The 12,885-nt window shown below is 56.9% G+C and carries 15 protein-coding genes and 1 pseudogene; 12 read left to right on the top strand and 4 right to left on the bottom strand.

All coding sequences use genetic code 11. The features are described 5' to 3' along the window. Window positions 1-128: 128 nt before the first annotated feature. Both ACSZO1_RS19125 and vapB read right to left on the bottom strand, forming a co-directional pair. Window positions 129-545 (bottom strand): type II toxin-antitoxin system VapC family toxin, encoded by a 417-nt coding sequence (locus ACSZO1_RS19125; protein WP_437615468.1) that lies wholly within the window; start codon window positions 543-545, stop codon window positions 129-131. Beyond that, the gene (vapB, locus tag ACSZO1_RS19120; protein ID WP_008322219.1) at window positions 542-772 is read right to left on the bottom strand and encodes a type II toxin-antitoxin system VapB family antitoxin; all 231 of its coding nucleotides are present in this window, start codon (window positions 770-772) and stop codon (window positions 542-544) included. Before vapB ends, ACSZO1_RS19125 begins: the two co-directional genes overlap by 4 nt. Window positions 773-1,980: 1,208 nt before the next feature. On the opposite strand from vapB, the gene ACSZO1_RS19115 reads away from it, so the two are divergent. The 5 genes from ACSZO1_RS19115 (at window position 1,981) to ACSZO1_RS19095 (ending at window position 4,897) form a co-directional block, all read left to right on the top strand. Further along, entirely contained in the window at window positions 1,981-2,319 is a 339-nt protein-coding gene (locus tag ACSZO1_RS19115) for a hypothetical protein (protein ID WP_437615465.1), read from the top strand. Window positions 2,320-2,375: 56 nt separating this feature from the next. Then, window positions 2,376-3,056, top strand: coding sequence for a hypothetical protein (locus tag ACSZO1_RS19110; protein WP_437615463.1), 681 nt, complete (start codon window positions 2,376-2,378; stop codon window positions 3,054-3,056). Next, window positions 3,053-3,829, top strand: a complete 777-nt coding sequence (locus tag ACSZO1_RS19105; protein WP_437615461.1) for a site-specific integrase — start codon at window positions 3,053-3,055, stop codon at window positions 3,827-3,829. Before ACSZO1_RS19110 ends, ACSZO1_RS19105 begins: the two co-directional genes overlap by 4 nt. A gap of 175 nt (window positions 3,830-4,004) precedes the next feature. After that, window positions 4,005-4,625 (top strand): ParA family partition ATPase, encoded by a 621-nt coding sequence (gene parA / locus ACSZO1_RS19100; RefSeq protein WP_437615459.1) that lies wholly within the window; start codon window positions 4,005-4,007, stop codon window positions 4,623-4,625. A gap of 41 nt (window positions 4,626-4,666) precedes the next feature. Further along, window positions 4,667-4,897, top strand: a complete 231-nt coding sequence (locus ACSZO1_RS19095) for a plasmid partition protein ParG (protein ID WP_437615457.1) — start codon at window positions 4,667-4,669, stop codon at window positions 4,895-4,897. Window positions 4,898-5,088: 191 nt separating this feature from the next. Here ACSZO1_RS19095 and umuC read toward each other — a convergent pair whose 3' ends face one another. Then, window positions 5,089-6,354 carry a translesion error-prone DNA polymerase V subunit UmuC gene (gene umuC, locus ACSZO1_RS19090; RefSeq protein WP_437615472.1) on the bottom strand — a complete coding sequence of 422 codons (1,266 nt, stop codon included), beginning with the start codon at window positions 6,352-6,354 and terminating at the stop codon, window positions 5,089-5,091. An 8-nt stretch (window positions 6,355-6,362) separates the two neighbouring features. Next, window positions 6,363-6,563 (bottom strand): annotated as a pseudogene (locus ACSZO1_RS19085) (S24 family peptidase); the annotation flags it as partial. Between ACSZO1_RS19085 and ACSZO1_RS19080 the strand changes: the two are divergent. The 7 genes from ACSZO1_RS19080 (at window position 6,532) to repA (ACSZO1_RS19050) (ending at window position 11,911) form a co-directional block, all read left to right on the top strand. Further along, entirely contained in the window at window positions 6,532-6,918 is a 387-nt protein-coding gene (locus ACSZO1_RS19080) for a hypothetical protein (protein ID WP_437615474.1), read from the top strand. The pseudogene ACSZO1_RS19085 and the gene ACSZO1_RS19080 overlap by 32 nt on opposite strands. After that, window positions 6,915-8,711, top strand: coding sequence for a MobF family relaxase (gene mobF / locus ACSZO1_RS19075; protein ID WP_437615455.1), 1,797 nt, complete (start codon window positions 6,915-6,917; stop codon window positions 8,709-8,711). The genes ACSZO1_RS19080 and mobF overlap by 4 nt, the downstream gene beginning before the upstream one ends. Then, window positions 8,708-9,244 (top strand): hypothetical protein, encoded by a 537-nt coding sequence (locus ACSZO1_RS19070; protein WP_437615453.1) that lies wholly within the window; start codon window positions 8,708-8,710, stop codon window positions 9,242-9,244. The genes mobF and ACSZO1_RS19070 overlap by 4 nt, the downstream gene beginning before the upstream one ends. A 68-nt stretch (window positions 9,245-9,312) precedes the next feature. Next, window positions 9,313-10,104, top strand: coding sequence for a DsbA family protein (locus ACSZO1_RS19065; RefSeq protein WP_437615451.1), 792 nt, complete (start codon window positions 9,313-9,315; stop codon window positions 10,102-10,104). Window positions 10,105-10,423: 319 nt separating this feature from the next. Further along, window positions 10,424-10,687, top strand: coding sequence for a replication regulatory protein RepA (repA, locus tag ACSZO1_RS19060; RefSeq protein ID WP_437615449.1), 264 nt, complete (start codon window positions 10,424-10,426; stop codon window positions 10,685-10,687). A 230-nt stretch (window positions 10,688-10,917) separates the two neighbouring features. Next, window positions 10,918-10,989, top strand: coding sequence for a RepA leader peptide Tap (gene tap / locus ACSZO1_RS19055; protein ID WP_437615470.1), 72 nt, complete (start codon window positions 10,918-10,920; stop codon window positions 10,987-10,989). Beyond that, window positions 10,982-11,911: a plasmid replication initiator RepA gene (gene repA / locus ACSZO1_RS19050; RefSeq protein ID WP_437615447.1), complete on the top strand. Its 930-nt coding sequence runs from the start codon at window positions 10,982-10,984 to the stop codon at window positions 11,909-11,911. The genes tap and repA (ACSZO1_RS19050) overlap by 8 nt, the downstream gene beginning before the upstream one ends. Window positions 11,912-12,885: the final 974 nt, after the last annotated feature.

The raw sequence follows: 12,885 nt of genomic DNA, 5'->3' as shown, positions 1-12,885 counted from the left end.
AGGATAGCTTATCGGTAGCTAACCGTCCCTCCATCCACATGACCAAGCGTTGCACTTATTATCTGAATTCGCGAACTCGTGTGTTCTGAATGCATGCTGTTGACTCCGTAACGATATTTGTATTGGTTTCACTTCACCCAGTCTTCCAGCACCAGGTCCGGGACCCGTTCAAATTCCCGCGTGTTATTTGTCACTAGGATGGAGCCGATGGCGATCGCATGCCCGGCAATCGCGGTGTCGTTCGGGCCAATCGGTGTCCCGGCCGCGGCCAGTGCCTCCTTGATCGTCGTGGTGGCATCCACCGCCACCCGATCCCAGGGCAGCACGGCATCGAGGCGGGCGCAGAATGCGTCGACCAGCTGCCCGTGGCGGGGTGAGGCTTTCCTGCCGATGGCGCCAAAGCGCATCTCGGCGTAGGTGATCGCCGAGACCACGATGCGGTGATTGCGCAGGACGGCCTGCTCCAGACGCTTAATGACGGCTTCCGGCTGCTCGCGCATGATGAACGAGCAGATGTTGGTGTCGAGCATGTAGGTTTTGTTCACAGGTTAAATCGTCCTTCGTCGGTGACAACGTCCTCGCGCTCCGCCATAAAGTCCGGATCGGCCTTTTCCAGCTGCGCGAACGAGCCCCAGGTCGGCCGGACAGGACGCAGGATGATGCTGTCCCCTTCCCGGACGATCTCCAGCTCACTGACCCCCTCAAAATCCAGGTCGCGGGGCAGACGGATGGCGCGGTTATTGCCGTTTTTAAATATCGAAACTGTGCGCATGGGTTTTCCTCATATGCCGGGTATGCCAGGGAGTATTCCCGCATAGGTGAAGTATATGCCTTTAGAATGAGTTTGTATAGGTGATACATATGCAGATGCTTAGCATATAGATATGCTTAACATATCCTTTCTTCTCACTTTTTCACGGTAGATCCGAAAAAAGGTAAAACCGGATCTGTGCCAGTCAACGTCTCAATAGAGCAGCATGGATAACGCCGGGATTGGACTTTTAGAGCGGTTTTAGGACAGGTTGACAGACAGTTATGAAAAGCTCGTCTGCTGGCACAGAGCAGACTTAAGCTAACTCCGATTTAGCCCAGTCCTTATCGCTGAGATAAAAACCTGCGGTTGTTTTCCCGGCTCTGAGCCGGGAAAAGAACGGAAACATTACTGCCTGGCAAAGCAGCCCTGAATATGTGGTGTGGATGAATGGCCAGCTATACCTGAATTTCAGAATTTCCACTTTTGTTTGACAGGGAAACGTTAAGGAAGGTGCGATTTAATCATTCAAAGTTCTGTTCATGACTACAATGATTGCCGTTCATCTATCGTTTTCAGTGTTTTGGGCGGTTCTTTGTTCATTTACCATACGATGACAGGACGAAAAAATGGTTCCCATCGAATTAATCGCACCTTCCCTAACTGAACGAAGACCGTCAGCGCATAAGGTTTGTTCCTTACGACAGTTCAGCTTTCAGACGTCAGTGACGTTTTTGGCTCAAATCCTGCATACGGAGTTAATCTCCCCGATATGCAGGTTTTATCCTTAAAACCACTTTAAATGTCTTGAGGCTCTTTTTCACCGTTACCCGGACTTTTCCCGCCTGATTCACTGCAAACTGCACGTTTCCCTTTTGTTAAATCCCGCAGATCCGAAAAAGAGAGGAACCGGATCCCGTCGATGTTCTGCGCATATTTTTGGGATAAAATCATAAAATGTGATATAACATAGTATGTTAAGGTTCTTTTTGTGCGTCGGGATCTTAACCTTCCACCTGCTTTTTCTGTTACTCACTGCTTTATTGCTTCCGTAAAAGTCCCTATAAATGAATAAACCGGATCTCCGCAGATATCACTTCAGGTAATTGCATGAGTGACAGTTAGCGGGATTGTAGTTTCAGATTATTACATGATTCATGAGTGAATACTGTTAATGTGATTATCAGGTGAGGAACTAACACGGACGTGAACATTAATAAGGAAATTATATGAATAAAAATAATACCTCATGGAAATGCAGCGTATGCGACGACGATTGTGGAGAAGCAACCAACAGCTTCGGCTCCCTTCTCTGTATCTATGAGTATCTTACCCGCGTACCCGGTTCGAGTACGAAAATTTGGTTCAAAGAACACTCCTCCGGTCGCCGTGAACTTATTTCCGTCGGCGGTAAGGTCATCGCCATCTGGAGCGCAGAAAAAGGACACTGGCGGGAGCGGACCGATAAGGATTACGTAGAGGACTGGGAAGAGTACGGGAATGAAACCGGAGACGTATTTATACATGATGAATGTGATGCTTTTAACCTTGCGTTGAGCATTCATTAAGCTCGTCCGCTGGATTTTTCTACCAGTGAAGCCTTATAACTCAAAGGAGCGACAATTTGGCGGATGTCATTGCTATGGCTCAAGGCGTAAAGGCTGCAGCTGCCGGAATTTCGGTATGGGTACCGGTGATAAGCGCAGGCGCAGGTATACTCGGTGCGCTGGGCAGCCAGTGGTTATCACATATTTTCATTACGCGCCGTGAGAAGCGGGCGTCAGAAGAAAAGCTGAACCGGGAGCGGTACTACATCGGCACCGAGCTGGTCTTTCTGCTGGAGCGATATTCCGTGGCCTGGATGTCACTGGGCAGTCTTCGCGTACAAGAATTATCTGAAATGGACAAAATACCCTCTCTGGATTTATCCCAGGTTAAAGGTGACTGGCGGTCCCTGTCTTCACATTTAATTTTCAGGATACGTGCATTTGAAACAAACATGACCGTGCTCTCTTCACGCATACAGGCAGGAAAATTTAATGATTATCTGCCGGTGTCCCTGCCTCTTACTTATGACTGCCTCAAGACCGGCATACAGGCTTTCATTCTGGCAGCAAAAATTCGCAGAGAAGCAGGGCTGCCGGATTCTGTCCATTTGTTAAGTGAACAGGGAATACTGGATACGTTAAGAGGCTTGCGAAAAAAGTACTGGAAAAGAATCGTCTTGGAAAGTAAGCACGGGAAAGAGACTATGCAGAACTTTCCACAGATTCCAGATGGCATAAAGGGAGGGATACAATCATGACTGGTCTCGTTTCATTCGGCCACGCCACGCCGCCCGCCCAGCTGCCGGTCGCTATCGACTACCCGGCCGCGCTGGCCCTGCGCCAGATGGCTGCCCTCGTTGACGACCTGCCGAAATACCTGCTGGCCCCGGAGGTCAGCGCCCTGCTCCACTTCATGCCTGACCTGCGGCGCAAGATGCTGTTCACGACGCTGTGGAACACCGGCGCGCGCATCAGCGAGGCGCTGGCGCTCACAAGAGGGGACTTTCTGCTGCGTCAGCAGTATCCGTTCGTGCAGCTGGCCACGCTAAAGCAGCGCGAGGATAAGGCGGTGCACCGGGCCGGACGCCGCGCCGCCGGCGTAGTGCCCCACCGCCTGGTTCCGCTGTCCGACGCGCAGTACGTGACTCAGCTGGAAATGATGATCGCCACCCTGCGCATTCCGATTGAACGGAGGAGCGAGAAGACGGGCCGGACGGAACGGGTGCGGCTGTGGGAAATCACCGACCGTACCGCGCGCACCTGGCTGAATGAGGCCACCGAAGCGGCGGCGTCAGAGGGCGTTAGTTTCTCCGTCCCGGTCACCCTTCATACCTTCCGGCACAGCTACGCCATGCACATGCTGTACGCCGGCACGCCGCTGAAAGCGCTGCAGAGCCTGCTCGGGCACAAGAGCGCGAAGTCGACGGAGATTTACACGAAGGTGTTTGCGCTGGACGTCGCTGCCCGCCACCGGGTGCAGTTTCAGATGCCGGGTAATGAGGCTGTGGCCATCCTTAAAAATAATTTATGAGCTGTGTTCGGGTGCGGTCTGTTTCGTACTGAACATTTGCGTATTGGGTATCTGGTCGACTCTCACCTATATATTACTCATTTGAGTAAATACAACTAAGTGTTTTTACTCTATTGTGTTTATGTGTATAATTGTTTTAGTGTAAACACACATATGAGTAAGTGAGGTTGTGAGTATGAAAATTATTGCATTCCTGAATCCTAAAGGCGGTTCAGGTAAAACGACTGCAGCCATCAATGTCAGTTCATGTCTTGCTGAATCAGGTTTGCGAGTCGCGGTGGTTGACACAGATCCGCAGATGAGCCTGACTAACTGGAACACTGCAGAAAAAGCGAAATTTGACGTTTACACGGCAGCTTCAGAAAAGGATGTTTACCAGGTTCGCAAAGATCTCTCTGATTATGACTATGTAATTATTGATGGAGCTGGCTCACTTTCCGTCATCACGTCTGCTGCTGTTATGGTTAGTGACTTGATCATTATTCCTGTCACACCAAGCCCCCTGGATTTTTCGGCAGCTGGCTCTGTCGTGACGGTTCTTGAGGCTCAGGCATACAACCGGCCTGTTGAAGCAAGATTCCTCATTACGCGAAAAATTGAGCAGGCAACTATGTTAGGTGTTTTGCGCAACAGCATTGCGCAGACGGGCATCAGAGCTTTGAAAACTGCAATCACCCAGCGTCAGAGCTATGTTAAATCGATTCTTGATGGTGAAAGCGTATTAGATACTGGTGACAGTGCCGCCAAAGGTGAAATACAAATTCTCACCAGAGAGATAATAAGTGTATTTGAGTAAAAACACATATACTCATGCCATCAAATTCAGCAGGTAAAAACATGACATTAGAACGGAAACATGCAGCTCGCACCATGAGCTTTGGCGAGCATCGCGATGTACAAAAGGTTGTTCAAAACACGCCCGTGGCTTCTGAAAGGCAAAAAAGGGTCAATGTGAATATTGATGAAGAAAAGCACATTCGTTTCAAAGCTGCCTGTGCAAGAAAAGGAACAAATATTTCTGAGGTTTTGAAAGAAATGGTGGATAGCTGGCTTAAAGAGAATGAGTAAAAACTCATTTACTCATTTACTCATTTACTCATTTACTCATTTACCCATTTACTCAATTGAGTGAAGTGTTCATTTTTTTCGCATTAGAAGATTAATCTACCGCCTCCGCCCTGCTCCGTTGCTCAACGGCGGCACCGGGCAGGAAGCAAGTTCCGGTCCCTCCCGGCGTTCTGCGTTCATGACGGCCTGCGTTATTTCACCGTGGCCAGCGGAATATCGCTCCATCGCGTGGTCCAGGCAGGGGAGAGCATGTCCCGTTTCATTTTCCACTCCGTGTTCACCCCCTGACCTGCAAACCACAGGCTGCCCAGGCCTGACTGGTTAATGCCGTCCAGCACCTTCATCAGCTGCGCGCTGTTCGCGCGCGCCTGAGCGTCGCTGAACATGTCCAGCTGGCTGACCCCGTTCGGGGTAAAGTCATCGAGCATGATGCCGGCTTTCATGTACCGTTTCCCTTCCAGCCAGATGCCGTCGAGGCTGCGCATGGCCACTTCGATGATGTCGCGCGTGTCCTGAGTCGGCAGACTGAGTTTTTCACCGGCACTGTTGCCGTAGAACACCTCATTTACCGCATGCGGCGACGTGCGAATAAACACGCTGATGCGCCGGCAGAACTGCCGTTCTCCGCGAAGTTTTTCTGCCGCGCGCGTGGCGTACTGGCACAGCGCCTGCTGCATGGCCACCTTTGAGGTGATGCGTTCGCCAAACGACCTCGAGCAGCAAATCTGCTGCTTCGCCGGCGGCAGCTCTTCCAGCGGGATGCAGGACTCACCGCTGAGTTCGCGCGCCGTTCGCTCGAGGACCACGCTGAAGTTCTTCCTGATGAGGGCAGGGTGGGCGCGCGCCAGCTGGAGGGCGTTCTCAATCCCCATCATGCCCAGCCTCTTTGCAATGCGGCGCCCGACCCCCCAGACTTCCTCCACCGGCTGGTGACTCAGCAGCGTCTCCGTGCGCCTCGGGTTGTCCGGCGCCAGCGCCAGCACGCCGCGGAACTGCTTCCATTCTTTACTCGCCCACTGCGCCAGGGTTTTTGTCGGGCCCATACCGACGCCCACGGTGAGGCCCGTGGTGGCCAGCACATGTGCACGCAGGCGCCGCCCAAAGTGCTCAAAGTCCTCACAGCCATCAATGCCGGTCAGGTCCAGGAACATTTCGTCAATGGAGTACTGCTCGACCTTTGGCGTGATTTCCTCAAGGGCAGTCATGACCCGCTGGCTGAGATTATGATAAAGCCCGTAATTGCTGCTGAAGACGTGCACCTTTTCCGGAAAGTCCTGCGTCTTTATCTGGAACCACGGTGCCCCCATTTTTATGCCCAGCTTTCTGGCGCCGGCGCTGCGCGCAATGACGCAGCCGTCGTTGTTTGAAAGCACCACGACGGGCCTGCCGCGCAGGTCGGGACGGAACAGCGCCTCGCAGCTGGCGTAGAAAGAGTTGACGTCGGCCAGGCCAAACATGGGCATGATTACCTCCGGCGCGCACGCGTGCTGTTAAACCACCAGGTGACCACGCCGAGCAGCTGCAGCTCCTCCGGGTAAATCACCGCATAGGCCGGATTCATCGGCAGCAGGGCGAGGCGGGGATGCAGCTGCAGGCGCTTGACGGTGAACTCGCCGGCCACCTCGGCAATGACGATGTCGCCGTGTAAGGCCTCTTCTGCCCGGTTAGCGCGTCTCAGGAAGCTGCAGGCACAGTCACCTGGCGCGGACAACACCGGCGAAGACCCGCCGCAGGAGAGTGCGGCAGGCGGTGACACCCCCGAACTGCACGTCGTGGCGGAGGAAAACGAACGGGGTGAGCTGCAGCTGCGCACCGCGGGCGCGGCCCGTCCTGCAGAGCCGGTCCCGCCGGACACGCCCGCCGGCGTGACGCGCGCCAGCCGCCTGATGGCCGATGAGGAGGTCAACATTCTGCATCACCGTCACCCGGGAGCAGAGCCGCGCGATGACCATCACCACGACGATTACGAACACTACAGCAACATGCACCACGACCACGGCCCGGGAGGGTTTGAACGATGATGACGCCAGCACCGGTGGCCTCCGCAGGAAGCGCCGCAGAGTATTACAGCAGCAAGGACAACTACTACTTTCTCGGCAACCTGGAGAGCCAGTGGCTGGGGGAAGGGGCGAAAACCCTTGGCCTGACCGGGCCGGTCGACCTTGATACCTTCACCGACCTGCTGTACGGCCGGCTGCCGGACGGCACGGCGCTGGGGAAGGACGTGCAGGGCAATCACGTGCACCGCCCGGGACACGACCTGACGTTCTCCGCGCCGAAAAGCGTGTCGCTGCTGATTCTGGCCGGAGGCGACCGCCGCCTGCTGGACGCGCACAACGAATCCGTCAAAGAGACGCTGGCCATCATTGAGCAGATGGCCAGCGCCCGGCACACCCGGGACGGGGTCACCTCCATCGTGCCCACCGGCAAACTGGTGGCGGCCCTGTTCACCCACGACACGTCGCGCAACCTGGAGCCGCAGATCCACACCCACGCCATTATTGCCAACGCCACGGAGCTGGACGGGGAGTGGAAAGCCCTCTCATCAGATACGGTGCACGGCGCCGGATTCATTGAGGCCATCTACCGCCACCAGGTGAGCTTCGGGAAAATTTACCGCAACCGGCTGGAGGGGCGCGTGAATGCGCTGGGCTATGAGACGGAAAAAACCGGCGGGCCGCACGGGCTGTGGGAGATAGCGGGCGTGCCACGCGACGTGCTGGATAACTTCTCCTCGCGCCACGCGGAGATCATGGGCGCCGCCGGTCCCGACGCGTCGCTGAAAAGCCGCGACGTGGCGGCGCTCGACACCCGCCAGTCGAAACGCGCCCCGGCGTATTACGACACTGAAAAACCGGTGGTGCTCAGGCCATCCCGGGAGCCACAGGCGGAAAAGGGGATTTCTGTGCCTGAGCCCGTGCGCAACGGGGAGGAGCCTGACCATTCAGCCACGCGCGAACCCGCCGGTGTACCGCACCGTCCGGTCGCAGAGGGGCATACGCAGGAAAAAACTGTCGAACAGGAAAAAACTGTCGCAGAGGAGCCGGTCACCAAACCGGAAACGGCACAGGGGCGTGAACGGCTGCTGGACGGCTGGCGCACGCAGTGCGATGCGCTGGGGTTTGATCCGCAGGGATTCGTGGCGCAGGCCGAAGCCGTTCCGCGTCCGGAAACCGAACCGGCGGTCACGCCTGACGCCATGCGCGCGGTACGCGACGCCGTCTCGCTGCTGAGCGATTCCCGCACGCGGTTTACCTTCGGCGACCTGCTGCTGGCCGCGCACGAAGCGGGGGAGCAGGCACAGGACATCAGGGCGCTGCGCCCGGCTATTGATACCGCCATTCAGGACGGCCTGCTGGTGCCGCTGGATCGGGAAAAAGGGGTGTTCACATCGCAGATCCACCTGCTTGATGAACTGTCCGTGCAGGCGCTGGCCGCCGATCACCTTAAAGCAGGCCGGGTGGTGCATTTCAGCACGCCCGGTGAAGTACCCCCTGCACACCTTGAACGGATACGAGACCTGCCGGTGGCCATTCTGAACGCGCCCGCAGCCGTGCCGCGTCTGCGTGAGGCAGCGGAAGAACTGGTGACAATGTCACGTGATTTGGGCCGCCCGGTACGGGTGCTGGCCAGCTCCGCCGAAAGGGCGGTGACGTTAGGCAAATCCGCATCGCTGCAGGATCTCATCGTGCCGCGCAGTCAGGTGCTGTCGGCCGGATTCAGCCTTGAGCCCCACAGCACGCTGGTCGTGGAAGGGGCGGAGCGGCTGGGACTGAAAGAGATGCTGGTGCTGCCGTTCCGGATCGGGCGGTGATGGATGCTGTGCTGGCCAGCCTGCGGCTGCAGGTGGCCGCGCTGCCGGAGCAGGACCGCGAGGCCGCGTGGCAGAAACTGGTGGCGCAGGTGGCCGCTGAGCTGGAGGGCCATGACATCCGGCTGCCGGCTGCTGACCGGCCTGACCATAAACCTGAACCCGCGTTGCTGCAGGCGGTGGCTGCCAGCCTTGCCGGCCAGCACGATCCCGCCGCGCTACGTGCGGCACTGTCTGAACTGGCTTCCGGTAAGACCGTACCTGAGCTGCCTAATGACGCGCCTGACAGTGCCGGCGGCCTGCCTGCCTCGCTGCGGGCGAAACTGGCGGATGAAAAAACGCTGCAGCAGCAGGAGCACAGCCAGCGAGAAACAGAGCGGGCACAGGCCGCGCGCGAAACCGCCCGCGCGGTGCGGGAGGTCAGCGAGCGTCTGAGTCCGGATGTCCGGCTGCCGGCGGAGCCTGCCCGCGCGCGCGACCTGCAGCGTGATGAAATGGAGCCGGCACGCACGCAGCACATTCAGAAAGAACGTTAATCCGGGGCATGTCGCCCCGTCTTCCTTATTTCCCTTACTGAGCCGGCGCCTGCCGGCAGGAACACATGATGAAAAATACACTGATTTCCGCGGCGCTGTCCGCCGCGCTGCTCTCCCTGTCCGCCGGTGTATCAGCCGGTGAGGCGCCGGCCTTTACCCCTGAGCAGGAGGCGCGCATCGGCGAACTCGCCGGTGACTACCTGCTGGCCCATCCGCAGATCCTGCTGGAGGTCAGTAAAAAGCTGCAGGCACAGGTGGAAGACAGCAGGACGCGAACGCTGACGAACGCGGCCGTGCGCTACCAGGCGGACCTGCAGGCGCTGAAGGACATTCCGGTCAGCGGCCCGGCGCAGGCCAGGGTGCTGGTGACGGAGTTTTTCGACTACGAGTACATCGCCTGCAGCATGATGGCGCCGAACCTGGAAAAGGTGATGGCGGCAAACCCGGGCGTGCGCTTCGCGTTCCGGGACTGGACCATTTTTGCCGGCAAATTTGAGGGATCCACGCTGGCGGCCCGCCGCGGGCTGGATATCTGGCACCAGAAGGGCGCGCAGGCCTACATGGCCTACCACAACGGCATTTACCGCACCGGCAAAAACGAAGGGAAGCTGACGCGCGCGGACATTGCGGCGGTGGCGGAGCAGGCGGGCGCCGGGCCGGAGGACAGTGCCCGGACCGGCGCGTATGACGCGGCGATCGCCGGCAATGACCTGCTGGCACAGCAGCTGGGGCTGAGCGGCACGCCGGGGATTGTGGTGATGCCCGCCAGCGGCGCCACGGCGGAGAACACCACCGTTATTCCGGGCGTGGTGAAGGCAAAAGTGCTGCAGGCGGCGATAGACAAAGCCGCCCGCGGCTGACCGGTCCCCTCCGGGCTGTTCGTTCCTCGCAGGCTGCGGTGCGCCTCAGCCCGGAGGGGCCGACAGAGTTACCTTGCACAGGAACGTGCCTTTATGAAGATATATTATTCCGGTGTAGTGCGTCGCCATGCGTCTTTGTGGTTGCATGGTTACAAATCAGGTCTGCTCAAGCCCCCTGTGAATCCCTGTTTTATTTACGTTCCGTGATCACCATCTCTCCCAGTATGCCAGCTGGATGGATGGCATAAAGAAAGTTACTCATAAACTGTTTTACTGTGCTATGCTCCGGAAAATTCCCGTGTTTTTCTGAGGAGGCGTTATGCCGCAGCCACAGTCATCAGCTGAGCCGCCTAAGCAGAAAAGGGCTTACCGTAAAGGTTCACCGCTTACTAATGCAGAGAAAAAGCGCCGCTCAGTGGCTCGAAAAAAAGAGACACATAAAGAAGTGAACGTGTTTATACGTAACGCCCACAAAGAGCATCTGAGACTGCTTTGTGAAGACGAAGGCGTTACTCAGGCTGAAATGATAGAAAAGCTGATTGAATACCGGCTAGGTGAAAATTTTGACCATTCTTTCAAGTGACGAGTCACTTTCTTGAAAGGATGTATTATGAATGATAGATTACGACACGCAAAAGTCTTACTGGCTGGCCACGCCGAAAGAAAGGTGGCAGGAGACTGGTGCTGACTGATTAGTGAACACCAGAAAAAGGAAAACCCCGAGAATCTTCGACTAGTTTGGCGACTGAGAAGATTAACGGGGCTCACATATTCTGCATAGAAGCTGTTGCTCTATGCGGGGAGTATAGTTTCATGCCCAGAAAAATACAATACCCTCTGTGCCTGCTCCTTCTGCGCAACATAAGCGCAGGCGGGTTTGACTGAACAGCAGACCTTAGCAGCGCCCTTTATCCGCGCCGGCCGGCGCCGCCGTGGCACTCATTCCACGGCCTGCAAATGCCCCGAACCCGCGTGGTTCGCGCCGGATGACTATCGCCCGCTGCCGGGTGAGTTTGGCCACGCCATGCGCAGACTGGTGGTGAAAGACCGCCACAGCGGTGGCCAGCGGCTGCGCCGCAGCGTGTCCCGCGACCCCTATTTCGTTTTCCTGCGCAAAGCGGCGGGCCGGGAGCGCGGTTTCCGCCCGGAGCGCCGGGCGCTTATCGATGCCATATTTCCGCTACTGGTCCAGCGTGCCGACCTGGCTACCTGGGTGGTGACGGTGAACGTTACCCGCCTTGCTGCCGAGCTGAGTCCCAGGGATGAGAACGGCAGTATCATTCCGGAGACGTGCGTCATGCCGTCGCGGCTGTCGCGGCTGTTCCCTGAACTTGAGCGTTTTGGTCTGATTGAAATGCCCGATCTTGACTGGGACCCGGTGGAAAAATACTGGATGCCGCGCCACATCGTGCTGACAGACCGCTTCTGGCGGCTGTGCGGGGTGAACATGGATAAACTCCTGCAGCAGCGCAACCAGCGCCTTGAAGCGGAAGCCGACGGCATTATTGAACCGGGCACATACGCCTCCATCCGCGCCGCGCGACAACTCTGGTACCATAAAATGCGGATGGCCACGCTGCTGCGCAGGCGTGAGAGAGCGGTAAAAGAGAAGCGTAAAAAGCGTCTCGGGAAACTGCCGCTTGATGACCGGCGCAGTACGATGGCCGGGTGGCTCATCCGCACGCTGCCGAATCACGAGCTGATGCAGCTTGATGCCGCCGCGTTTGACCGGCTGGTGTGGCAGAGCCTGAACCAGCTGGAGCTGGGACTCGGCTACGAGCCCGCCCCGCCTGACGTCGTGCACTAACCTTTTCCCCCTGATTTTAACCGCCTTGACTGGCGGTAAAGTCGTTTGTGCCGCGTCCCGGCCGCCGGTTTTTTCGCCGCTGTTGCCGGCAAAATTTCCGAATCATGACGATAAAAACCGCTGCCGCAGGTCGTGTCTTTTTTTATGCACAGTTACACGCAATCAGGAAACAGAGCTAACCTGCAACAGAGTCACACGCTAGCCGCAAAACATACTTTCCCTTCGGTCAGAAAGAAGAGATCAGAAGGAAAAAGAGAAGTTCATTCTTACTCCTGCGCTGAATAAATAATGCCTTCGCATGCAGCGGACTCACGTCCACGCGCTCAGAGGAAAAACACAGGTAGCTCCCGGCGCTGCGCACCGGGCAGTAAGACGGATTAGTTACAACACTCTGTGCAGGCGCATTAACAGCGTACCGTGCACACCGGCAGCAGCAGTGACAGCCCCACCCTGAAAAGCGCCGCCGCGCCGGCCCGAAGGGCCGGAACTGTGCCGCTTTAAAGATGGATGTTGTAATTAATTCCGGTGTGGCGGTGAGGGGTGTCGCTTTGGGATTTGTGTACACGCCCGTAAGCGGCCCTTACAGGCCCGCTAACGCGGAGATACGCCCCGACTGCGGCAAAGCCTTGTCGTGACCACTCCGGCGGCGCAGAGACTCGTTCTGTGGCGCGGAAGGCGGGTCTGGCTTTACAGGGCGGGGATGGGGATAGGTGGAACCTTTCAGAACGGAACCGGCTTCGCCTGGCTTCGTCGGCCTACCAGCTCAGGAATATGTAACCCTGGCGCACCGACTTTCATGCGCTAACGCGCATACAGTGGACTGGCTGCGCACTGCTCGCCAGTTATGACACCCTCTTTCAGGTTGGAGTCAGTTTGGGTATAGAAAAATTTTGTACGTTAAGGGCGGATTCAAGTTCGAAGTGCAACGCTAAGCCGCCTGTCTTAACTCTGCAAAGACCACTGAAGGCTGCCGG

The sequence above is a fragment of the Erwinia sp. V71 genome (assembly GCF_965644245.1).
Taxonomy (GTDB): Bacteria; Pseudomonadota; Gammaproteobacteria; order Enterobacterales; family Enterobacteriaceae; genus Erwinia.
The sequence above is the reverse complement of the archived record's forward strand: the minus strand, read 5'-3'. Positions and strand labels throughout refer to the sequence as shown.